We start from the raw sequence: 22,471 nt of genomic DNA, 5'->3' as shown, positions 1-22,471 counted from the left end.
GACGCTGCAATGAGCCACGACATCCGCGATGCCCTGCCCACCGACGTACCGGGCATCCTCGACATCTACAACGACGCGGTGCGCAACACCACGGCGATCTGGAACGAAACCCCGGTGGACCTGGGCAACCGCCAGGCCTGGTTCGAGGCCCGCGCGCAACAGGGCTATCCGATTTTGGTGGCGGTGGATGGCAGCGGCGTGCTCGGCTATGCGTCGTTTGGCGACTGGCGGCCGTTCGAAGGGTTTCGCAATACCGTTGAGCATTCGGTGTACATCCGCGGCGACCAGCGTGGCAAAGGGCTGGGCCCGCAGTTGATGGCGGCGCTGATCGAGCGCGCGCGCGGGTGTGGCAAGCATGTGATGGTCGCGGCCATCGAGAGTGGCAATGCGGCGTCGGTGCACCTGCATGAGCGGCTGGGGTTCGTGGTGACCGGGCAGATGCCCCAGGTGGGGGTGAAATTCGGGCGCTGGCTGGATTTGACTTTCATGCAGCTGGTGCTGAACCCGGGGGCTGAGCCCGCCTGATTTCTATAGTGCCTGTATGGGCCCCATCGCCGGCAAGCCGGCTCCCACAGGTGACCCACGGCCCTTGGGCCTTGTGGCGTGTCCGTGGGGGCCGGTGCAGGCAACATCACATCTGGGTAAACCGCCCCAACCGCTGCTTGAGCATGCTGTTCTCACTGCGCAACTGCTGCACTTCCTGCAACAGCTCCAGCGCCAGTGCCACCCCTTCCCACTCCAGTTCCAGCTCCTGGTGCAGCTTCGCCGCACGCTTGGCCAGCAGCGGCGCCTGATCGTCGAACAACCAGTCCTCCGGCGTTCGCCCCTTCGGTTCAACGATGCCGTGCTCGACGATCTCGATCACGTAGTCCTGGGTGATGTTGGCTTCCTGGCAAAGGCTGCGCATGTCCAGCTGAACGATCAGGGTGCTGCTCATGATCACTTACTCCATTGTGCCCTCGGGTCGAACGCGGCCTTCTCGGAAAGCTTGGCCCACAGTTCACGGGTAGACTCGTCGGATGCCGTCGGCATAACCACTTTGAGCTGCGCGTAGAGGTTGCCGCGCTCGCCCAGCTTGTTCGCCAGGCCTTTGCCCGGAACACGCAGGCGCTGGCCGCTCTGGCTGTCGGGGCGGATGGTCAGGTTGATCTTGCCGTCCAGGGTCGGCACCGCCACCTTGGTGCCCAGCGCCGCCTCCCACGGTGCCAGTGGCACGGTGATGATCAGGTCTTGACCTTCGACATCGAACAGCGGGTGCGGTGCCATGCGGATGGTCAGGAACAGGTCGCCGTTGGCCCCGCCACCGCTGCCCGGCGCGCCCTGGCCCTTGAGGCGGATGCGTTCACCATCGCTGACCCCGGCCGGGATCTTCACGTTCAGGGTCTTGGTGGTGAACCCGGTACGCTGGCCGGCGGCGTTGGTCTGCGGCACCTGGAAGCTGATCTGCTTGGATTCCTTGCTGAGGGTTTCTTCAAGGAAGATCGCCAGTTCCAGTTCCACGTCCTGCCCTCGCCTGCCCGCGCTGCGTTGTTGCCGGGCGCCACCAAAGGGGTTGCCGCCCCGTGCGCCGAAGATCGAGCTGAAGAAGTCGGAGAAATCTCCGCCCTCGAAACCGCCGCCCGCGCCCCCTGCACCGCCACGGCTCTGCCAGCCCGGCGGGGCCTGGAATGGCCGGCCGTGCTGGCCGCCATACTTGCGGATCTCGTCGAACTCGGCGCGCTTCTGGGCGTCGCCAAGCACCTCGTAGGCCTCGTTGGCCTCCTTGAATTTGTCCTCGGCGTCGCGCTCCTTGCTGACGTCAGGGTGATACTTGCGCGCCAGCTTGCGGTACGCGGCCTTGATCGCCTTGTCGTCCGCCGTGGGCTCTACGCCGAGTATCTTGTAGTAGTCTTTGAAGTCCATCTATGGATCACCAGTGTGAATTTGCGTGTTGCATCTGAAGATAGGGGTCAAGCATAGCCTTTCAAGGCGCGCTTGGGTTTGCTTCAGCGCAGACGACCGGTCTTGATTCTTCAGCCAAGTGGCATAAACTGCGCGGCCGTTTTGCCTCCGGAAGCCTTTTTCCCATGTCTGACGTATCCCCGGCCCGTGCCCTTGGCATCGACTTCGGCACCTCCAACTCCACGGTCGGCTGGCACCGCCCTGGCGTCGAGTCGCTGATCGCCCTGGAAGACGGCAAGATCACCCTGCCCTCGGTGGTCTTCTTCAATATCGAAGAGCGTCGCCCGGTGTACGGCCGGCTGGCGCTGCACGAATACCTGGAAGGCTACGAAGGCCGCCTGATGCGCTCGCTCAAGAGCCTGCTGGGTTCCAAGCTGATCAAGCATGACACCAGCGTGCTGGGCAGCGCCCTGCCGTTCAAGGACCTGCTGGGGATGTTCATCGGCGAATTGAAAACGCGCGCCGAAACCGCCGCAGGGCGCAGCTTCGACCAGGTAGTGCTGGGCCGCCCGGTGTTCTTCGTCGACGAAGACCCGGCCGCCGACCAGGAGGCCGAGGACACCCTGGCCGACGTGGCGCGCAAGATCGGTTTCAAGGACGTGTCGTTCCAGTACGAACCGATCGCCGCGGCGTTCGACTACGAGTCGGGCATCAGCCGTGAAGAGCTGGTACTCATTGTCGATATCGGCGGGGGTACCTCGGACTTTACCCTGATCCGCCTGTCGCCCGAGCGCCACACTGTGGCCGAGCGCCAGAGTGACATCCTCGCCACCGGCGGTGTGCACATCGGCGGTACCGACTTCGACAAGCAGCTGAGCCTCCAGGGCGTGATGCCGCTGTTCGGCTACGGTAGCCGGATGAAGAGCGGCGCGCTGATGCCCACCAGCTACCACCTCAACCTGGCCACCTGGCACACCATCAACGCCCTGTACTCGCAGAAATCGCAGCTGGCCCTGGGCAGCATGCGCTACGACATCGAGGACACCCTCGGCGTCGACCGCCTGTTCAAGCTGATCGAGCAGCGCGCCGGGCACTGGTTGGCGATGGAAGTGGAAGCCAGCAAGATCGAGCTGACCGACAAGCAAAGCCGTCGTGTGGACCTTGGCCGTGTCGAGCGCGAGCTGGGCGTGGACCTGACCCGTGCGGTGTTCGAAGGCGCCATCGAAGGGTTGCTGGAACGGGTACGCGGTAGCGTGACCGAGCTGCTGGCCAAGGCCGGTGTGAGCGAAGGCCAGGTGGATACCGTGTTCTTCACCGGTGGTTCCAGTGGTATTCCGGCCCTGCGCAACAGCGTGGCGGCCATGCTGCCGAATGCGCGGCATGTGGAAGGCAACATCTTCGGCAGCATTGGCAGCGGGCTGGCGATCGAGGCGCGCAAGCGTTACGGCGCGCTCTGATAAACCGCTACAGCCTGCACTGGCCCCTTCGCGGGACAAGCCCGCTCCCACAGGATTACCTGCAGCCCAACGGCAATGGCGACCCTGTGGGAGCGGGCTTGCCCCGCGAAGGGGCCGGCACAGGAGATCAGACCAGCTCCGCCCGCCGCAACTCACTCTTCAGGTAGGCATAGTAGACCGGCCCCGCCACCACGCCCGGCAAGCCGAACGCCGCCTCGAACACCAGCATCGCCAGCAACAGCTCCCAGGCCTTGGCGCTGATCTGCCCACCCACGATCCGCGCGTTGAGGAAGTACTCGACCTTGTGGATGACGATCAGGTAGCCCAACGCCGCTGCCGCCACCCAGATCGACAGCGACATGCCGACGATGGTGATCAGGGTGTTGGACATCAGGTTGCCGATCACCGGCAGCAGCCCCAGCAGGAAGGTCAGCACGATCAACGTCTTGGTCAGCGGCAGGTGAACGTCGAACAGCGGCAGCACCACGGCCAGGAAAATACCGGTGAACGCGGTGTTCAGCAGCGAGATCTTGATCTGCGCGAAGACAATGTTGCGAAACGCTTGCACCAGCAGGCTCAAACGCTCGAACAGCGCCGCAGCCAGCGGCTTGCGCCGGGAAATGTCAGGGATACGCTGCAGGGCGATGATGGCGCCGAGGATCATGCCGATCAGCAGCGTCACGAACATGTGCGCCATGCCCTTGCCGACCAGCTGCAGGTCGCTCAGGTGGCTCTTGATCCAGTCGCCGATGGCCACCTTGAACTCGGCGGCACTGGCGGGCAGGTAACCTTCGATGAACGGCGGCAGCTGGCCACGGGCACGCTCGACCAGGGCCATGAACTTGTCCAGCGAGGCGCCGGGGTTCTCTGCCTCGTGCAGCAGAAAGCTGAACGCGCCGGCGATCAGCAGCGCCAGGCTGATGACCACCAGGGTGCCAAGCAAGGCCACCGCCAGCCAGCGCGCGCGTTGGCCGGCGATCAGCGGTTGCAGACGCGGGGTGAGCATGTTGACCAGTTCGAACACCAACAGGCCAGCGAGCAGGCTGGGGAGCAACTTCAGGGGCAAGGCCAGCAACAAGCCGGCCATGACGATGATCAGGCTGGCCAGGGTAATCTGGCGGGGGGTGAAGGTCATACAGCCTCGGCGGCAGACAGCAGAAAGACCCGCAGTCTGCCAGCCTTCGTCCTACAGGCATAGGCGCAGGTCATTTCTTCTTCAGGCAGTCGCTCATGTAAGCCTTGCGCTCGTCGCCCTTGAGCGCCTTGGTGCTGGCGTCGGCGTTGCAGGTTTTCATCTTGTCCTGCTGGGTTTGCGGTACGTCCTTCTTCAGGCAGGTACTCATGAAGGCTTTGCGTTCGTCACCCTTGAGCGCCTTGGTGGTGGCGTCAGCGTTGCAGGTTTTCATCTTTTCCTGTTGCGCGGTAGCGGCGAATCCTTGCGCGCTGAACAACACAGCCAACACCAGCAACGGCATTTGCAGCATCTTCATGGAGTGGTCTCCTTGGCTCCGCGCCCTGTGCACGGTGGTGCAGATCAGTGTAGACAAGAATTTTTACATCCCAGACCGGGTGTTGCGCCGGTACTGCTCCGGCGTGCACTGGGCCTGGCGCTGGAACATGGCGATGAACGCCGAGGCGCTGCTGTACCCGAGGTCGAAGGCGATGGCCTGGATCGGCTGGCCCGCTTCCAGCGCTTCGATAGCCCGCAGAAAGCGCAGGCGCAGGCGCCATTCACCGAAACTGATACCCAGCTCGCGCAAGAACTGCCGGGCCAGGGTGCGCTCGCTGACATGCACCTGCGCTGCCCAATCGGCCAACGGGCGGTTGTCGCCGGGCTCTGCGCCAAGGGCGTCGAGTACTTGGCGCAGGCCCCCGCTGTGGGCGAAGGGCAGGTAGCAGGTCTGCGTCGGCGCCAGCAGCAACTGGTCGAGCAGCACCTGCACCAGGCGCTGGTCGCGGTCGCTTTGGGCCACTTTGAGGTCACGCCGGGCGAAGTCGCCGAGGATGGCCTTGAGAATATCGCTGATCACCAGGCTGCACGGCTGTTGCGGCAGTTCGGTACACAGGCTGCGGTCGAGGTAGACCGAACGGTAGACGATGGCCTGGGGGTTGTAGCAGCCATGTTCGGTGCCTGGCGGTACCCACACGGCGTAGTGGGGTGGCGAGAGAAAGCGCTGGCCGTCGGCGTCCAGGTGCATGACGCCGTGGGCGGTGTAGTTGAGCTGGCCCCAGGCGTGGCGATGGGGCGCGCTGTGGGTGTCGGCACCGAATTCGTCGTGGCGCAAGTACACCGGTGCCGGGAGTTGATCGAATTGGGGGATGTCGAGGTATTTACGGGGCATGCTGTCTGCTTCAAAGGGCAGGTTGTCTGGATACGAGTATAGGCGTGCGGACAGACAACGGATAATACAGGGCTATCTGCGCCTGCTGCGCAGCCCCAGCATCACTGCCTTCACCCAGAGCATCACCTACACATGAATTACCTGTTCCCCCTCACCGCCATCCTCATCTGGGCCGGCAACACGGTGGTCACCAAGCTGTCCGCCGGTGCCATCCACCCTGCCGAGATCGGCTTTTACCGCTGGCTGCTGGCCGGTTTGCTGTTCACCCCGTTCCTGTTGCCCGCCGTGTGGCGCAACCGCAGCGCCATCCGCCCGCACCTGGGCAAGGTGGCCATTCTTGGCGTGCTGGGCATGGCCGTTTACCAGAGCCTGGCCTATTTCGCCGCCAGCATCACCAGCGCCACCAACATGGGCATCATCCTCTCACTGATGCCGTTGATGTCGCTGGCCCTGTCCATCGCCTGGCTCGGCCAGCGCCTGAGCTATGGGGCGCTGGCGGGGGCGGTTGTGTCGTTCGTCGGGGTGCTGGAGGTGGTCTGCGCCGGCCAGCCGGGCATCTTGCTGGAGCAAGGCCTGAACAGCGGCGACCTGCTGATGCTGGTCGCCACCCTGGCTTATGCGCTGTACAGCTTCCTGCTGAAAAAATGGCAGCTGCGCCTGCCGCCCCTGCAGCTGCTGTACCTGCAGGTACTGGTGGCGATTGTCGTGTTGCTGCCGCTGTTCCTGCTGTCGGACAAGACCGGCCTGAATACCCACAACGTCGGCCTGGTGCTGTACGCCTGCGTGCTGGCCTCGATGATCGCGCCGCTGATGTGGATGCGGGCGGTGCACCGCCTGGGGCCAAGCCGTACCGCGCTGTTCTTCAACCTGCTGCCGTTGGTGACCGCGCTGATTGCCGCCGCAGTGCTCGATGAACAGCTGGCCAGCTACCACCTGATCGGCGGCCTGCTGACCCTGGCCGGGGTAATCCTTGCCGAACGCTGGACCACCCCCGTGCGGCGCAAGGTCATAGCCCCGCAGCCTTGAGCCGGGCGGCGTGCTCGGTGAACAGGCGCACGGGCTCGGCGCCCTTGCCCACGGCGCCAAGCGACTGGTTGACGATGTCCAGGTGGTCGAGCGGGTAATCGTCGCCGATCACCTGCCCCAGGTGCGAGCTGAAGCGCCCGACCATGCCGTCACAGTGGCCCTTCTCCTTGACGAAGCTGCGGGCGAACAGGCGGCAGAAGCGGTTGCTGCCGTCAAAGCGGTTGCGCCCCTGGTCGGTCAGGCCGGGCTGCAAGGTGCCCGACCAGGAGTAATAGCGCACGCCGTTGACCTCACCCGGCCCTTCACCGCCCCAGGTCTCAGGCAGGCCCTGTGGATAAGCCTGGTTGAACAGCGCTACCCCGGCGCTGGTCAGCGACTGGTGCGAGGCGTGCACGTCGATCGGCAGCGGGTCACGCCGCCAGCCAGTTTCCAGCCATACGAGCAACACTGCCAGGCCGTGCAGCACGGCTTTGAGGATGCGCCCCTGCGCTGAATGGCCTGGCGCCGTGCGCGCCAGGTGGTCGGCCAGTTCCGAGCCATGGTTGGGCCCGGCCACCGAGGTCACCGACGCCACCCGGTCGGGCCGCTTGGCGGCGGCATAGCGCGCGCTCAGGGCGCCCTGGCTATGGCCGATGAGGTTGACCTTGCTGGCGCCGGTGCGCTGGCAGATGTCTTCGATAATCGCCAGCAGCTGATCACCGCGCACCTCGCTGGCATGCAGCGGCGAGACCTGCACGGGGAACACCTGCGCCCCGCCCTTGCGCAAGGCCGGGACGATGCCGAACCAGTAGGGGTACAGCAGCACCCGCACAAAACCGAGCATGCCCGGCACCAGCACCAATGGGTATCGCGTGGCCAATCCCTGCTGCATAGCCCCAGCCCCCTTTCCGTGGACGACCGGCCAACACTACAGCGGCTTGGATGACCATCGCAATCGAACTCCTGACGCGCCGCGCGGTTCCAAACCAAACAGACCCTGAGCAAGGAGCGGGACCATGTACAAGCAGACCCTGGCAATCCTTCTGGCAAGCGCCACCCTGACCGCGTGCGGCAGCCACCCGGAAAACCCGGTGGATTACGCCACCTACCGCGATCAGCCGCTGGTCAAGCAGGTCGAGAAAGGCATGACCATGCAGAAGGTCATCGCCATCGGCGGCAGCCCATCGAACGTGATCGACCTGCCGCACGGGGGCACCTGCAACGACTACATCCTTAACCGCGACGGCCACCAACAAGCGTACTACGTGCGCTTCGACGCCACCGGCCATGTCGATGCCAAGGGCTTCAAGACCTGCAAGCAACGAGAAGAGGACAGCGAAGCCGTGCACGGCACGTGAGCCTACGCAACACCTTGACCTCCCGTCCTGATCTGTTTGGAGACAACCATGAGCAACGTTGAACTGACCGATGTGCAAACCCTGCGCACACGTGCCCGCCAGCACGTCGAGCAAGGCGCGGTGACCGAGGGTTACCATGCCGACCGCCAAGAGATCCTGCGCCTGCTCAACGAGTCGCTGGCCACCGAGCTGGTCTGCGTGCTGCGCTACAAGCGCCACTATTTCATGGCCAGCGGGATCAAGGCGAGCGTGGCGGCCGAGGAGTTCCTGGAGCATGCCAACCAAGAAGCCGAGCACGCCGACAAGCTAGCCGAGCGCATCGTGCAACTGGGTGGCGAGCCGGACTTCAACCCGGACAACCTGACCAAGAACTCCCATGCCCAGTACGTGGCGGGCAGCAACTTGAAGGAAATGGTGCTGGAGGACCTGGTGGCCGAGCGCATTGCGATCGACAGCTACCGCGAGATCATCCAGTACATCGGTGACAGCGACCCGACCACGCGGCGCATCTTTGAAGACATCCTGGCGCAGGAAGAAGAGCACGCGGACGATATGGCGGAGTTGCTGCAAGGTTTGTAATCGCACGGGGCCGCAAAGCGGCCCCCTTTACACTATTTCTTGCCCTTCACCACAGCCGGCGCCTTGCCGGCTTTCATCTGCTGCAGCAATGGGGTGCACTGGTTGGGTTCATCGCCACTGCTCGGCGCCACCAGCGCCAGCAACCCCGCTGCCGGCCCGGCAACCACACCCAATGCCACCATCCCCGCCCCGCGCAACGCCAGCGGCAGCGCCTGCACACCGGCACTCGGCTTGGCGAACGGCCCGCGCACATACAGCGGCGAGCGCAGCGAGAACAGCCGCAGGCCTTTCGATTCCGGGGTGATCTTCAGGTCCAGTTGCTCACTGGCAAAGTTCGCCGTGCCATTGATGTAGATGATTGCGTTCTCAGTATCGAAGATGAACAGGCGGGTGGTCGCCAGCCCGTCCTTGATGCCGACATCTGCTGCCGCGCAGTTGATCTGTACATCCTCATCGCCGAACAGCTTGCCGATCACATAGTTGCCCACGTTCAACCCGGCAATCTCCATCAGGCTGCGGCTGACCGCGCCATCGTTGATCAGCATGCGCAGGTCGCCGTTGGCCGTGCCCAGCAGCGCGGCCACCGAGTTGCCGCGGCCGCTGATGTCGGCATCACCGTTCAGCTCGCCAAAGCTGGTCTGCATCGGCGCAAATGTGGGGAACAGCTGCTTGAGCTTGAAGCCACGCGCGGTCAGCCGGGCGCGCCCCTGCAAGGGCACGCTGCGGCCGTCCAGGCGAATTCTTGAGGCCAGGTTGCCGCCGGCCACGCCAAAGCGCAGCGGCTCCAGGCGCAGCAGGCCGTCCTCGAGGATGACGTGGGCAGACAGGTCGTTGAACGGCAGCTGCTCACTGTGAACGATGCGCTTGCCGGCAAACTCGACGTCGGCGTCCATGGCACGCCAGCGCTCGGTGCGGAACTCTTCCACCGGCAGCACCTTGCTGGTGGGTTGTTTGCTGGCACCGCCGCGGGCTTTCTGTTCGGCGTTGGAGTCGGCGCCGATCAGCGGCGCCAGGTCCTTGAACAGCAACTGGTTGGAGACCAGTTTGCCGGAGAGCTTGGGCCGTGGCTGGCTGGCGACGAAAGCCAGGTCGCCGTGGATGTCGCTGGCGCCGATCTTGCCGTTGAAACCCTGGTAATTGAAGGTCGCCCCTTCAGCCGCATGCAGGTTGGCGGTGAGGTGGCCGTCGGTTTCGTAGGCTGGGGTGTCCGGCAGGGTTACACCGGTCAGCGGGTAGAGGTTGCCCAGGCTGGCGCCAGACAGGCGCAGGCGCAGGTCGAGGGCGCCGAGGTTGCGCGGGTCGGTCAGGGTGCCAGCGAGCACCACGTGGGTATCGGCAATCCGTACATCGGCCTGCAACGGGAACGGCTGGCTGGCGTCCTGCAGCGCCAGCAGGCCGCCGATCTTGCCCGTGCCAGACACCGGCTGGCCCTTGTAACGGCCCTGGGCCTTGAGCCCGAACGCGTAATCCTGGGTGCCGCCGGTTTTTTCCGCACGCGCCTTGCCGACGATATCGCCGAACGGGATCGGCTTGCCCAGGGGGTCGATCTGCACCTTCATGCTGGTTTTCAAGGTCTGGTCATCGAAGCCGACATTGCCCTGGTCGAAGCCGATGGCGCCGATGTCCAGCTGCCACTTGGAAGGCTCGGCGCTCTCATCCTTGGGGCCGAAATCAAAAGTCCAGTTGGCGCGGCCATCGGCCAGGCGGGTCAGGCTGGCGGTGGGTTTTACCAGGTCTATACGGGGGATGACGATCTGCTGGAACACAAGCGGCAGCGGCGAAAGGCGAAATTCCACACGCTCCAGGCCGACCATCTTCGGCTCCTTGAGCCAGTCGGGGTTGCCCAGGGTCAGGTCCTCGGCGATGAAATGCGGCCACGGCACCCAAGCGCGCCAACCGCCTTCTTCCGGTTCGGTACGCCACTGTACGGCGAGGTTGCCATTGATGGCGAAGGGCCGGTGCAGGGCTTCGGAAACCTTTTCGTTAAGCAGCGGCTTGACGCGGTTCCAGTCGAAGGTGGCGATTACCACCACCAGTATCGCCAGCAGGGTCAGCAGGCTGGTTAGGGTCCAGACGAGGATTCTGGCGGGACGCGTCATTGCGTGGTTCTCCTGACGGCTTGGCGCAAAACGGGCGCAACGAAGGCACTCATTATCTGGGACTGATGAAAACCCTCGGGGTTTTATCGATTGAGCCCATGATAGCGAAGTTTTACCTGGCTTCTTGCTCAGCTTTTGCTCAGGGTGCAGGCGCGGCACGTGCAGGAAACACCACTGGCAATTAGCCACGTAACACCTTGAAAGGCTCGATTTAGAGACCTCTTGGTGCGCTATCAATAACGTCGATTGTTACCATTACCCGTATGAACTTCTCTCTGGCGTCACCGGGCGTAGCATTGGCTTCGTACCCACTTTCCAGCCCCCGAGAGGAGCACCGAAATCATGAAACGCCACCTGCTGACCCTGACCCTGTCCCTGCTTGCTGCCAACGCCTTCGCCCTGCCAGCAGCCGACCAGCACCTGACCGCCGAATCGCGTTCCAGCGCCGCCGAAATCGCCCAACCGCTGAAAACCGTTGCCGAAGGCGGTGCCGACCGCCTGCAAGAACGCGCTGGCCGCGTTGCTGAAGGTGGCTCGGATCGCCTGATCGAACAAAGTGGCCGTGTGGCCGAAGGTGGCTCGGATCGCCTGATCGAACAAAGTGGTCGCGTTGCCGAAGGTGGCTCGGATCGCCTGATCGAACAAAGTGGTCGCGTTGCCGAAGGTGGCTCGGATCGCCTGATCGAACAAAGTGGCCGTGTGGCCGAAGGTGGTTCGGATCGCCTGGTCGAACAAAGTGGCCGTGTGGCCGAAGGTGGTTCGGATCGCCTGGTCGAAATCAGCCGTGTGAGCTGATCACCATGGTCGAAAAGAACAACTTGAAGCATCACGCCTGCTCCCCTCCAAGCCCGGTCCATTGACCGGGCTTCGTTTTTTTAACTAGAGTGCCCAGTTTCACTGTCACAGAATCCTGCACCATGTTGCCGCGCGCCGAACAGAAGCTACAGACTCGCCAGGCCCTGCTCGATGCGGCCTGCCAGCTCATGGAGAGCGGCCGTGGCTTCGGCAGCATCAGCCTGCGCGAAGTGGCCAAGGCCGCCGGCATCGTACCCACCGGCTTTTACCGGCATTTCCCCGACATGGACGCACTGGGCCTGGCCCTGGTGGCCGAGGTCGATGACACCTTCCGTCAGACCATCCGCCTGGTGCGGCAAAACGAGTTCGAATTCGGCGGCATCACTGACGCTTCGGTGCGCATCTTCCTCGACGTGGTCAGCGCCCATCGCGCGCAATTCCTGTTCCTCGCCCGTGAGCAGTACGGCGGCTCGCAGGCCGTACGCCAGGCCATTGGGGGCTTGCGCCAGGGCATCAGCAACGACCTGGCCACCGACCTGGCACGCATGAAACGCTGGCAGCACCTCGACGGCGCGGCGCTGGCGGTGATGGCCGACCTGGTGGTGAAGACCGTGTTCGCCACCCTGCCGGAGCTGATCGACGACCCCGAACAAGGTTATCCACAGGCCCTGAGCGCACGCGAGAAGATCACCCAGCAGTTGCGTTTCATCTTCGTCGGCGCGCGGCATTGGCAGGGCCTGGGTAACCCGAGCTGAAGTGCAGTTCTGCTACCATGGCGCACTGCCCGATTGTGACGAGCGCATTCATGTCCGACCCCCGCCCCACCCCGCCCGAACTGGCCCGCTTCAACCAGCACTTCGCCGAGCGCATCGTGCCGCTGTGGCAGGGCCCGGGCTGGAACGCCGAAATGGCTTTGCCCTACGAGGCGCTGGATGCCCAGCACCAGCCGCTGCCGGTGCAGCGCTACCGGGCGATGGCCTGCGCTCGCCAGTTGTACCTGTTCAGCAGCCGCATCGAGCAACCCGGCGCGGCGGAGCATGCTGCAGGGTTGTTCCGCTCGCTGCAGCGGCACTTCCACGACGCCGAGCACGGCGGCTGGTTCTACAGCATCGATGCCAACGGCCAACCGCTGGACCGGCGCAAGGACCTCTACACCCACGCGTTCATCGTCTTTGCCTGTGCGCATTACTGGGGCAAGGTGCGTGAAAGCCTGGTTGAGTCTGCACTGAACGCTGCACTGGAGATCGTCAGCCAACAGTTCGCCCGTGATGACGGTTTGTACGAGGCGAGCCTGGGCGAGGACTGGTCCGACCTGGGCAGCGGCCCGCTGCAGAACCCGCAAATGCACCTGGCCGAAGCGTTCCTGCAAGTGCTTGCCGTGCGTGAGGATGAAGGCGTGCAGCAGGCGCTGCTGGGCTTGTGCGAGGCGCTGCAGGCGCACTTCATCGACCCGCAGCATGGGCTGATGCTGGAAAAACCCCGCGGCGCTGTGGATAACTGGTTCGAGCCGGGGCATCAGTTCGAGTGGTTCTACCTGCTGGACACCTCGGCGCTGCTGCGGGATACGCCGTTGCATGCGTCCATCGACCAGGCATTCGGCTATGCAGAACAGCAGGGTGTGAAGGATGGCGCCGTGTTGGCGATGCTGGATGTGGAGGGCAAGGTGATCGATGCCACCCAGCGGGTCTGGGCGCAAGCGGAGTACCTGCGGGCGCTGGCGTTGCGTTCGGGAAACGAAGCCAAGCTGGCTGCACAGTTGCAGGCGATGACGCAGCAGTTCCTGCATGAAGGCGGCTGGTATGAATGCCGCGATGGTGAGGGCGCCGTCAGCCGCCATGACATGCCTTCGACGACGCCCTATCACCTGGCGACCTGCCTGGAAGGCTTGCAGCGCCTGGCCTGACGCATTCGCCGGCAAGCCGGCTCCCACAGGTGTTGGCGATTGGGCTGCAGAGCAGCCCCACTGTTCCTCAGCCCTTGACCGAACGGTCGATCGAGAACCCTGCCCAGTCCTGGCTTACCGGCATCAGCTCCAGGCTGTTGATGTTGATATGCGCCGGTTGGTTGAGGATCCAGAAGATGGTCTCGGCGATATCCTGCGGCTGGATCGGCTCGGCACCCGCATAAGTGGCGTCGTACTTGGCCTGGTCGCCACCAAAGCGCACCAGCGAGAACTCGCTCTCGCACAGCCCCGGCTCGATGTTGCTGACGCGCACGCCAGTGCCACGCAAGTCGCAACGCAGGCTGAGCGAGAACTGGCCGACAAACGCCTTGGTGCCGCCATACACATTGCTGCCAGGATACGGGTAGTTGCCCGCCACTGAACCGACGTTGAGGATCGACGCCCCACGGCCGTGGGCGATCAGGCGTGGCAGCAGCAGGCGGGTGGTGTACATCAGGCCCTTGATGTTGGTGTCGACCATGGTTTCCCAGTCGTCCAGGCTGCAGTTCTGCGCAGCATCCACGCCCAGCGCCAAGCCTGCGTTGTTGACCAGGCCGCGCAGCGTGTCGAAACCGGCCGGCAGGTTGGCGATAGCCTGCTCCATTGCCTTGCGGTCACGCACGTCGAGCACCAGGCCATGCACTTCGGTCTTGGCCGACAGTTCGGCGCACAGGGCGTCCAGGCGCTCTTTACGGCGCCCCGTGAGGATCAGCTTCCAGCCAGCGTCGGCGAAACGGCGAGCGGTGGCCTCGCCAAAACCGGAAGTGGCGCCAGTGATGAATACGGTGGACGTCATGCTCTGTTCCTCGCAGTGGATAGTCGTCGGCAGGCTTTGCAGCATGCCCGCGCCGGGCGCTGTCAGCAAGCCGTTCCAGCAGCTGGTCATTATTTGTACATTATCCGCAAAGCCCCGTAGCAGAGGGCTCGGCGCCAGCTATGCGCATGTTATCCACAAGGCTTTCCCCACGGATTGGGGGCAACTTGTTCCGCCAGCGGAACCCTTTCAGTGCGTTGCGGTCCTGCCCCTGGTTTGCGCTGATGGCGCAAGGCTTTCAAGCATGCCGCTTGCAGCGGTCTGTCCAAGGGTTTTTCACAGAGTTATCCACAGGATTGTGGCGCACTGCCAGCCGGTTCGAGCCGCCTGGAAACTACCTGGAAAATCACTCACAAAGACCAAGTGATCAAAATATGATCAGGCCGCTGCAGGCCTCGAAATCAAAGGGTTTCAGCGAGATGCCACCATGTTTTCCACAGGCGGCTCCACATTATCCGTGGAAAACATACACCCTGTGGAAACAATGGCTTGCGAGGGGAATATGGGCAGGTTAGTGAATACTCTGCGACAAGTTGTCCACATGAACCTGGGGCCGCTGCGCGGCCCCCGATTACAGGTCAGTGCCCGCCCAGGTAGGCATTACGTACCTCTTCATTCACCAGCAGTTCCTGCCCTGTCCCGGTCATGCGGATCTCCCCGTTGACCATCACATACGCCCGGTCCGACAGCTTCAAGGCATGGTTGGCGTTCTGTTCCACAAGGAAGATGGTCATCCCGGTCTTGGCCAGTTCGCGCAGGGTCGAGAAGATCTGCTTGACCACGATGGGCGCCAGCCCCAGCGAAGGCTCGTCAAGCAGCAGCAACTTTGGCCGGCTCATCAACGCTCGGGCGATGGCCAGCATCTGTTGTTCACCGCCAGACATGGTCATGGCCCGCTGATTACGGCGCTCTTTCAGCCGCGGGAACAGCTCGAACATGCGCTGCATGTCTTCGCCGGCGAACTTGTCGCCGATGGGGATGGTGCCCATCATCAGGTTTTCCTCGACGGTCATGTCGGGAAACACCCGGCGGCCTTCCGGCGACTGGGCAATGCCGTTGGACGCAATGTAGTGCGATGACTTGCGGGTGATGTCGGTGCCGCGGTAGACGATGTGCCCGGCGGCCGCGCGCGGCTGGCCGAAGATCGACATCAGCAGGGTCGACTTGCCGGCGCCGTTGGCGCCGATCAGGCTTACCGTCTCGCCTTCGTTGATGTGCATCGAGACCTTTTTCAGCGCCTGGATCGGCCCGTAGAACACGTCCAGGTCCTTCAGTTCGAGAATGGGTGCACTCATACCAGTTCCTCTTCGTCTGCACCCAGGTAGGCGGCGATCACCGTCGGGTTGTGGCGGATATCCTGCGGCGCGCCTTCGGCGATCACGTTGCCGTGGTCGAGCACGACAATGTGGTCGGAGATGCTCATGACCATGCCCATGTCGTGTTCGATCAGCACCACGGTGATGTCGTGCTCGTCACGCAGCACGCGGATCATGCGGCTCAGGGCCTCGGTCTCCTGCGGGTTGAGGCCGGCGGCCGGCTCGTCCAGGCAGATGATCTTCGGCCGCGTGCACATGGCCCGGGCAATCTCCAGGCGGCGCTGCTGGCCGTACGACAGCTCGCCGGCCAGGCGATTTGCGCAGTCGACCAGGTCGACCACCTCCAGCCAGTAGAACGCGTGGTCCAGGGCATCGCTCTCGGCCTTACGGTAGGCCTTGGTGTTGAGCACGCCGGCCAGCAGGTTGCGGTTGACCCACATGTGCTGGGCCACCAGCAGGTTTTCCACCACCGACATTTCCTTGAACAGGCGAATGTTCTGGAAGGTGCGCGCCAGCCCGGCGCGGTTGACCAGGTGGGTGCCGCCGAACATCTTGTAGTACATGCGGTTAGCAAAGCGCGCCGGCGAGACGAAGTCCGCCGCCTGAAAGCGCTCGCCGAGCAGTTGGATGACGTTGGTGTGGCTGCCGCGCACGTTCAGCTCGATGCGCCCACCGCTGGCTTTGTAAAAGCCGGTCAGGCAGTTGAACACCGTGGTCTTGCCTGCGCCGTTAGGGCCGATGAGGGCGAAGATCTGGTTACGCTTGACCTTGAGGCTGACATCGCTGAGCGCCTTGATGCCGCCGAACTGCATCATCAGGTTGTCGACCGAAAGAATGATTTCGTCGCTCATGGCGCCACTCCTTTACGCGGGACCACCCCGGTACGGCTGATGCGGATCAGCCCACGCGGTCGCCAGATCATCATCAGCACCATCAGCACGCCGAACAGCAGTACCCGGTATTCGGAGAAGCTGCGCAGCAGCTCTGGTGCCACCGTCAACACGAACGCGGCGATCACCACGCCCACGGTCGAGCCCATGCCGCCGAGCACGACGATAGCCAGGATCAGCGCCGACTCGAAGAAGGTGAACGAGGAAGGGTTGACGAAGCCCTGGTATGTGGCGAAGAACACCCCGGCCAGGCCTGCTGTAGAGGCACCAAGGGTAAATGCCGAGAGCTTGACCAGCACGTGGTTCAGGCCCATCGAGCGGCAGGCGATCTCGTCTTCGCGCAGCGCTTCCCAGGCGCGCCCGACTGGCATGCGGGTGAGCCGGTGCTTGATGTACAGCACCGCCAGCACCACCAGGAACAGCACGGCGTAGATGAACACGAACTTCAGGTTGGCGTTGTAATCGATGCCGAGAAACTCATGGATCGGCACCCCGCCATCCTTGGCCCGGCGGCCGAACTCCAGGCCGAACAAGGTCGGCGACGGTGCCGGCATGCCGTTCGGGCCACCGGTGAACGACAGCCAGTTGTTCAGCACCAGGCGGATGATCTCGCCAAAGCCCAGGGTCACGATCGCCAGGTAGTCACCGTGCATGCGTAACACCGGGAAGCCGAGTATGCACCCTGCCAGCGCTGCCGCGATGGCCGCCAATGGCAGCACGCTCCAGAAGCCCAGGCCCAGGTACTGGTAACCCAGCGCCAGGCCATAGGCGCCAATGGCGTAGAACGCCACGTAACCCAGGTCGAGCAGGCCTGCCAGGCCGACCACGATGTTCAGGCCAAGGCCCAGCAACACGTAGATCAGGCCGAGAATGACCACGGTCAGCAGGTATTTGTTGGCGAAGATCGGGAAGACGATGGCGATCACCACCAGCGCCGGGATGATGTAGCGCAGCCGCGACTTGTACCCCGGCGCGTTGACATGCACGCCCGAGCCACCGCTGTCGAAGCCTTGCAGCATGCGCCTGCCGGCAGCGGTCTGCAGGTACAGGCTGAGCAGAAAGCGCCCGACCATCACCCCACCGACCAGCCACGCCACACGGCGCGGCTCGGCATTGAAGGTGTAGCCGTCGAGCACCACGCCCACCACCGGGCCAAACACGATGAGAGCCAGCAGGCCGGCGACGATGGTCTCCAGCAGGCTGCGTTTGAGGTCGAAACCTTGGGTATCAGTAACAGGAGCAGAATTGGCAGCGGACATGTTCACACCTTAGCCACGAGCGGGCGACCCAGCAGGCCTTGTGGGCGGAAGATAAGGATCATCACCAGCAGCGAGAAGCTGAACACGTCCTTGTAGTCGGAGTTGATCAAGCCAGAGAACAGCGACTCGGAAATCCCCAGGATGATCCCGCCGAGCATGGCGCCAGGCAGCGAGCCGATGCCGCCCAGTACCGCGGCGGTGAACGCCTTGATGCCGATGATGAAACCCGCATAGAAGTCGAAGGTGCCGTAGTTCATGGTGATCAGCACGCCGGCCAGGGCGGCCATCACCGCACCGATGACGAACACGTAGGAAATGACCCGGTCGGTGTTGATGCCGAGGATCGACGCCATCTTGCGGTCTTGCTGGGTGGCACGGCACATGCGGCCAAGCTTGGTGTACTTGATCACGTAGGTGAGCAGGCCCATGCCCACGAACGCGGCAATCAGGATGAAGATCTTGGTGTAGGTCAGCTGCACGAAGCCGGTGCCCACTTCGACGCGCCAGGCCCCTTCGAGCAGGGTCGGTACGCCTTGCTGGCGGGCGCCCTGGCTGATCTGCGCGTAGTTCTGCAGGATCAGCGAGATGCCGATGGCACTGATCAGCGGTGCCAGGCGGGTGGAGTTGCGCAGGGGTTTGTAGGCGATGCGTTCGATGGTGAAGCCGTACACGCCCGTGACCACGATGGTGAACAACAAGGTGCCCAACATCAGCAGGGGGAACGACTCGATACCAAAATAGGCCAGCAATGCCAGGCTGATTGCCGCGAGGTACGCGGAAATCATGTACACCTCGCCGTGCGCGAAGTTGATCATGCCGATGATGCCATAGACCATTGTGTAGCCGATGGCGATCAAGCCATAGACCGACCCGAGGGTCAGGCCGTTGACCAGTTGCTGCAGGAAAATACCATCCATAACGCACTCTCACCTGAGCGAGACTGCACGGGCGCCGGCCACGGATGAAGCGGCCCTAGCAGCGCAGAACCGTGCAGGTCTCCGAATGAAGACAGGTACCGCAGGGGCATTGGCCCGGGCGCGAGCCCGGGCGGGCTGCCGTTATTATTTTTGTTTGTCCAGCTGGTGGTACTTGCCGTCCTTGTCCCACTGGTAGACCACGTAGTCGGAGACGGTCAGGTCGCCCTTGCTGTCCCACTTCTTCTCGCCCATGACGGTCTGCACCGGGTTGGCCTTGAGCCACTTGGCGGCATCTTCGCCCTTGTTCGACTTGGCGCCGTTGAAGGCAGCGGCCAGGGCTTGCACCGAGGCGTAGGCGTACAGGGTGTAGCCTTCAGGTTCGGTACCGCCTTTGCGGAACTCTTCCACCACGGCCTTGCTGTCTGGCAGCAGGCGTGGGTCGGCGCCGAAGGTCATGTACACACCATCGACGTACTGGGCGCCGCCAGCGGTGGACACCAGCTCGTCGGTGACGATGCCGTCATCGGACATGAACTTGACGTCTTTCAGGCCCTGCTCGCGCAGCTGGCGTACCAGCGGGCCGGCTTCCGGGTGCAGGCCACCGAAGTAGACCACGTCGGCACCGGTGGAACGGATCTTGGTGACCACGGCGCTGAAGTCTTTCTCGCCACGGGTCAGGCCTTCGTACAGCACCGGTTTGACGCCGCGCTTCTCGAGCTGCGCCTTGGTCGCATCGGCGAGGCCTTGGCCGTAGGTGTCCTTGTCGTGCAGCACCGCGACTTTCTTACCCTTGAGCACGTCGACGATGTAGTCACCCGCGACGATGCCCTGCTGGTCGTCACGGCCGCACATGCGGAACATGGCGCTGAGCCCGCGCTCGGTCACTTGCGGGTTGGTGGAGCCCGGAGTAATGGCGATCACGCCCGCTTCGTCATACACCTCGGACGCCGGGATGGTGTTGGAGGAGCAGAAGTGGCCGACCACACCGATCACCTTGTCCTGATCGACCAGGCGGTTGGCCACGGCCACGGCCTGCTTCGGTTCGCAGGCGTCATCGCCCTTGACCAGGACGATTTTCTCGCCGTTCACGCCACCGGCGGCGTTGACCTTGTCGGCCGCTGCCTGCGCACCTTTCATGTACTGCTCGCCAAACGCTGCGTTCGCCCCGGTCATGGGGCCCGCGACACCGATCTTGACGTCGGCCTGAACATACGAAGAAACACCCAGTGCCGTTGCCACGGCCAGTGCCAGGAAACCTTTCTTGTAAAACGTCTGCGACATGAGGTGGTGCTCCTAGAGTTTTTTTTGGTTGGCACTACAACTTCTCAGCCCTGTGCTCCGAGCAAGGGCCGTGCCATTGGTTTTGTCTTCCGGGAAAACACACTGTGCAGGCCGCAACCAGGCGACCGACGGCCTTTTCTTTATTGAGCGTGCAACCGTCTGCCACGCGGCAGGCGCCACCACACGTACAGACAAGGAGCAACCGCCGAGTGCCATCATTGCAACCCTGGCAAGTGTTTACGTGCAACCACCCTGTAACAGCGGACGTCACCGAAGTGCACACCGCTGGTGCGCGACTGCTACAGGCGGCACCGTTTGAAGGCTAGCTGGTGCACGGAAAAACACCTGTTTTGCCTGTTACGCGGCCTCTGGGGGAGCGGGCTTGCCCGCGAAGAGGCCGGCCCAGGCACAACAAGGCGCAAAAGGCTGGCACAATGGCCGCCATTCGCCGCTTCTGGAGCCACCCTTGATGAGCGAGAGCGCATTCGCCGAGCGCATCGTGCACAACCTGCTCGACACCGACTTCTACAAGCTCACCATGATGCAGGCCGTGCTGCACAACTACCCGGACGCCGACGTGGAATGGGAATTTCGCTGCCGCAATGGCGAGGACCTGCGCCCTTACCTCGGCGAAATCCGCCAGCAGCTCGAGCGGCTCAGCGAGCTGACACTCGATGATCGCCAGCTGGCCTTTCTCGAACGCATCAGCTTCCTCAAGCCCGACTTCCTGCGCTTCCTGCGCCTGTTCCGCTTCAACCTGCGCTACGTGCGCCTGGGTATCGAAAACGACCAGCTGTGCCTGCGGCTGAAAGGCCCGTGGCTGCATGTGATCCTCTTCGAAGTCCCTCTGCTGGCGATCATCAGCGAAGTGCGCAACCGCCACCTGCACCCGCGCATGCGCCTGGCCGAGGCGCGTGACCAGCTGTACCGCAAGTTCGACTGGCTGCAGGCGCATGCCAGCGCCGACGAACTGGCCGAGCTGCAGGTGGCCGACTTCGGCACCCGCCGGCGCTTTTCCAGCCGCGTGCAGGAAGAAGTGGTACGGGTGCTACGCGACGACTTCCCGGCCCGCTTCGTCGGCACCAGCAACGTCGACCTGGCATGGAAACTGGATATCAAGCCGCTGGGCACCATGGCCCACGAATGGATCATGGCCCACCAGCAGCTCGGCCCGCGGCTGATCGACAGCCAGATCGCCGCGCTCGACTGCTGGGTCCGGGAGTATCGCGGCCTGCTCGGCATCGCCCTGACCGACTGCATCACCATGGATGCCTTCCTCGGCGATTTCGACTTGTTCTTCGCCAAGCTGTTCGATGGCCTGCGCCACGACTCGGGCGAGCCGGTGGCCTGGGCGGAAAAGGCCATCGCCCATTACCAGAAGCTGGGTATCGACCCGATGACCAAGACCCTGGTGTTCTCCGACGGCCTCAACCTCACCCGTTCGCTGGAGATATTCCGTGCCCTGCGCGGGCGCATCAACGTCAGCTTCGGCATCGGCACTAACCTGACCTGCGATATCCCCGGCGTGGCGCCGATGAACATCGTGCTTAAAATGACCGACTGCAACGGCTCGCCGGTGGCGAAGATCTCTGACGAAGCCGCCAAGACCCAGTGCCGCGACCAGAACTTCGTCGCCTACCTGCGTCACGTATTCAAAATTCCCAGCAGCAAGGAGTAACCCATGCAAGCCGTTCAGCAAGAGATTGCCCAGGCGCTCAAGGTGCAGCCGCCGTTCACCGATGCCGCTGCGCTGGAGGCCGAAGTCGCCCGGCGCGTGGCGTTCATCAAGGATTGCCTGGCCAACGCCCGGCTCAAGACCTTGGTGCTGGGCATCAGCGGTGGCGTCGATTCGCTGACCGCCGCCCTGCTCGCCCAGCGCGCCGTCAATGAACTGCGCGCCGAGACCGGCGACAAGGCCTACACCTTCATCGCCGTGCGCCTGCCGTACCAGGTGCAGCACGACGAGCATGACGCCCAGGCTTGCCTGGACGTGATCAAGGCCGATGAAGTGCACACGGTCGATATCGCCCCCGCCGTGCGTGCACTGGCTGCCGAAGTGCAGGCGCTGAAAAACGGCTCGCCGACCCTGGTGGATTTCGTCGTCGGCAACGTCAAGGCACGCACGCGCATGGTCGCCCAGTACACCATCGCCGGCGCACGCGCGGGCCTGGTGATCGGTACCGACCACGCCGCCGAGGCGGTAATGGGCTTCTTTACCAAGTTTGGTGACGGTGCCTGCGACCTGGCCCCGCTGAGCGGCCTGGTGAAGAACCAGGTGCGGGCGATTGCGCGCAGCTTTGGTGCGCCCGAATCACTGGTGGAGAAGGTGCCGACTGCAGACTTGGAAGACCTGGAGCCGGGCAAACCGGACGAGGCCTCGCATGGCGTGACCTATCAACAGATCGATGCCTTCCTGCATGGGCTGCCGGTGGATCAGGCGGCGTTCGATATCATCGTCGCCACCTATCGCAAGACCCAGCACAAGCGCGAACTGCCGTTCGCCCCATAAAAGCTTCGCGGCGGTTCGGCGGAGGGA

The 22,471-nt window shown here is 63.5% G+C and carries 23 protein-coding genes; 10 read left to right on the top strand and 13 right to left on the bottom strand.

From position 1 onward, the window contains the following. Positions 1–9 precede the first annotated feature (9 nt). Positions 10–525: a GNAT family N-acetyltransferase gene (locus ACIPIJ_RS19830; RefSeq protein WP_401079728.1), complete on the top strand. Its 516-nt coding sequence runs from the start codon at positions 10–12 to the stop codon at positions 523–525. 106 nt (positions 526–631) lie between these two features. Here ACIPIJ_RS19830 and ACIPIJ_RS19825 read toward each other — a convergent pair whose 3' ends face one another. Both ACIPIJ_RS19825 and cbpA read right to left on the bottom strand, forming a co-directional pair. Then, complete coding sequence (locus ACIPIJ_RS19825) at positions 632–937, bottom strand: chaperone modulator CbpM (RefSeq protein WP_401079726.1); 306 nt, start codon at positions 935–937, stop codon at positions 632–634. A gap of 2 nt (positions 938–939) precedes the next feature. Continuing rightward, a complete protein-coding gene (gene cbpA / locus ACIPIJ_RS19820) occupies positions 940–1,902 on the bottom strand; it encodes a curved DNA-binding protein (protein ID WP_401079724.1) in 963 nt (320 codons plus the stop codon). Positions 1,903–2,066: 164 nt separating this feature from the next. Here cbpA and ACIPIJ_RS19815 point away from each other — a divergent pair, with 164 nt between their 5' ends. After that, positions 2,067–3,338 (top strand): Hsp70 family protein, encoded by a 1,272-nt coding sequence (locus ACIPIJ_RS19815; protein WP_401079722.1) that lies wholly within the window; start codon positions 2,067–2,069, stop codon positions 3,336–3,338. Between the two features lie 127 nt (positions 3,339–3,465). On the opposite strand, the gene ACIPIJ_RS19810 is transcribed toward ACIPIJ_RS19815, so the two are convergent. The 3 genes from ACIPIJ_RS19810 to ACIPIJ_RS19800 form a co-directional block, all read right to left on the bottom strand. After that, positions 3,466–4,473 (bottom strand): AI-2E family transporter, encoded by a 1,008-nt coding sequence (locus ACIPIJ_RS19810; RefSeq protein ID WP_401079720.1) that lies wholly within the window; start codon positions 4,471–4,473, stop codon positions 3,466–3,468. 70 nt (positions 4,474–4,543) lie between these two features. Then, entirely contained in the window at positions 4,544–4,828 is a 285-nt protein-coding gene (locus ACIPIJ_RS19805; RefSeq protein WP_401079718.1) for a PsiF family protein, read from the bottom strand. A gap of 63 nt (positions 4,829–4,891) precedes the next feature. Next, the gene (locus ACIPIJ_RS19800) at positions 4,892–5,680 is read right to left on the bottom strand and encodes an AraC family transcriptional regulator (RefSeq protein ID WP_401079716.1); all 789 of its coding nucleotides are present in this window, start codon (positions 5,678–5,680) and stop codon (positions 4,892–4,894) included. Positions 5,681–5,812: 132 nt separating this feature from the next. Between ACIPIJ_RS19800 and ACIPIJ_RS19795 the strand changes: the two genes are divergently transcribed. Then, positions 5,813–6,706: a DMT family transporter gene (locus tag ACIPIJ_RS19795; RefSeq protein ID WP_401079714.1), complete on the top strand. Its 894-nt coding sequence runs from the start codon at positions 5,813–5,815 to the stop codon at positions 6,704–6,706. Here the strand turns inward: ACIPIJ_RS19795 and ACIPIJ_RS19790 are convergent. Then, complete coding sequence (locus ACIPIJ_RS19790; RefSeq protein ID WP_401079712.1) at positions 6,687–7,577, bottom strand: alpha/beta fold hydrolase; 891 nt, start codon at positions 7,575–7,577, stop codon at positions 6,687–6,689. The genes ACIPIJ_RS19795 and ACIPIJ_RS19790 overlap by 20 nt on opposite strands. A 124-nt stretch (positions 7,578–7,701) precedes the next feature. Here ACIPIJ_RS19790 and osmE point away from each other — a divergent pair, with 124 nt between their 5' ends. Further along, complete coding sequence (gene osmE / locus ACIPIJ_RS19785; RefSeq protein WP_401079710.1) at positions 7,702–8,043, top strand: osmotically-inducible lipoprotein OsmE; 342 nt, start codon at positions 7,702–7,704, stop codon at positions 8,041–8,043. A 48-nt stretch (positions 8,044–8,091) separates the two neighbouring features. Beyond that, positions 8,092–8,622, top strand: coding sequence for a bacterioferritin (locus ACIPIJ_RS19780; RefSeq protein ID WP_401079708.1), 531 nt, complete (start codon positions 8,092–8,094; stop codon positions 8,620–8,622). Between the two features lie 32 nt (positions 8,623–8,654). Here ACIPIJ_RS19780 and ACIPIJ_RS19775 read toward each other — a convergent pair whose 3' ends face one another. Beyond that, on the bottom strand, positions 8,655–10,721 hold the full coding sequence (locus ACIPIJ_RS19775) for an AsmA family protein (RefSeq protein WP_401079706.1): 2,067 nt from the start codon (positions 10,719–10,721) through the stop codon (positions 8,655–8,657). Positions 10,722–11,063: 342 nt separating this feature from the next. Here ACIPIJ_RS19775 and ACIPIJ_RS19770 point away from each other — a divergent pair, with 342 nt between their 5' ends. From ACIPIJ_RS19770 to ACIPIJ_RS19760, 3 genes are all read left to right on the top strand, one after another. Next, entirely contained in the window at positions 11,064–11,516 is a 453-nt protein-coding gene (locus ACIPIJ_RS19770) for a phage infection protein (RefSeq protein WP_401079704.1), read from the top strand. Positions 11,517–11,638: 122 nt separating this feature from the next. Next, on the top strand, positions 11,639–12,271 hold the full coding sequence (locus ACIPIJ_RS19765) for a TetR family transcriptional regulator (RefSeq protein ID WP_401079702.1): 633 nt from the start codon (positions 11,639–11,641) through the stop codon (positions 12,269–12,271). A 50-nt stretch (positions 12,272–12,321) separates the two neighbouring features. Further along, entirely contained in the window at positions 12,322–13,419 is a 1,098-nt protein-coding gene (locus ACIPIJ_RS19760; protein WP_401079700.1) for an AGE family epimerase/isomerase, read from the top strand. A 67-nt stretch (positions 13,420–13,486) separates the two neighbouring features. Here the strand turns inward: ACIPIJ_RS19760 and ACIPIJ_RS19755 are convergent, their stop codons facing one another. The 6 genes from ACIPIJ_RS19755 to ACIPIJ_RS19730 form a co-directional block, all read right to left on the bottom strand. Beyond that, on the bottom strand, positions 13,487–14,254 hold the full coding sequence (locus ACIPIJ_RS19755; protein WP_401079698.1) for an SDR family oxidoreductase: 768 nt from the start codon (positions 14,252–14,254) through the stop codon (positions 13,487–13,489). A 596-nt stretch (positions 14,255–14,850) separates the two neighbouring features. After that, positions 14,851–15,567, bottom strand: coding sequence for an ABC transporter ATP-binding protein (locus tag ACIPIJ_RS19750; RefSeq protein WP_401079696.1), 717 nt, complete (start codon positions 15,565–15,567; stop codon positions 14,851–14,853). Next, positions 15,564–16,439, bottom strand: coding sequence for an ATP-binding cassette domain-containing protein (locus ACIPIJ_RS19745; RefSeq protein WP_400612071.1), 876 nt, complete (start codon positions 16,437–16,439; stop codon positions 15,564–15,566). Before ACIPIJ_RS19745 ends, ACIPIJ_RS19750 begins: the two co-directional genes overlap by 4 nt. Continuing rightward, positions 16,436–17,737 carry a high-affinity branched-chain amino acid ABC transporter permease LivM gene (gene livM, locus ACIPIJ_RS19740; protein ID WP_401079694.1) on the bottom strand — a complete coding sequence of 434 codons (1,302 nt, stop codon included), beginning with the start codon at positions 17,735–17,737 and terminating at the stop codon, positions 16,436–16,438. The genes ACIPIJ_RS19745 and livM overlap by 4 nt, the downstream gene beginning before the upstream one ends. Before the next feature lie 2 nt (positions 17,738–17,739). Beyond that, the gene (locus tag ACIPIJ_RS19735) at positions 17,740–18,654 is read right to left on the bottom strand and encodes a branched-chain amino acid ABC transporter permease LivH (protein WP_401079692.1); all 915 of its coding nucleotides are present in this window, start codon (positions 18,652–18,654) and stop codon (positions 17,740–17,742) included. A gap of 144 nt (positions 18,655–18,798) precedes the next feature. Then, entirely contained in the window at positions 18,799–19,935 is a 1,137-nt protein-coding gene (locus ACIPIJ_RS19730) for a branched-chain amino acid ABC transporter substrate-binding protein (protein WP_401079690.1), read from the bottom strand. 469 nt (positions 19,936–20,404) lie between these two features. Between ACIPIJ_RS19730 and pncB the strand changes: the two genes are divergently transcribed. Both pncB and nadE read left to right on the top strand, forming a co-directional pair. After that, on the top strand, positions 20,405–21,613 hold the full coding sequence (gene pncB, locus ACIPIJ_RS19725) for a nicotinate phosphoribosyltransferase (protein WP_401079688.1): 1,209 nt from the start codon (positions 20,405–20,407) through the stop codon (positions 21,611–21,613). A 3-nt stretch (positions 21,614–21,616) separates the two neighbouring features. After that, positions 21,617–22,444 (top strand): ammonia-dependent NAD(+) synthetase, encoded by an 828-nt coding sequence (gene nadE / locus ACIPIJ_RS19720; RefSeq protein WP_401079686.1) that lies wholly within the window; start codon positions 21,617–21,619, stop codon positions 22,442–22,444. The last annotated feature ends 27 nt before the right edge of the window (positions 22,445–22,471 follow it).

It is taken from the genome of Pseudomonas sp. NPDC087185 (assembly GCF_044744955.1).
Taxonomy (GTDB): domain Bacteria; phylum Pseudomonadota; class Gammaproteobacteria; order Pseudomonadales; family Pseudomonadaceae; genus Aquipseudomonas.
The sequence above is the reverse complement of the archived record's forward strand: the minus strand, read 5'-3'. Positions and strand labels throughout refer to the sequence as shown.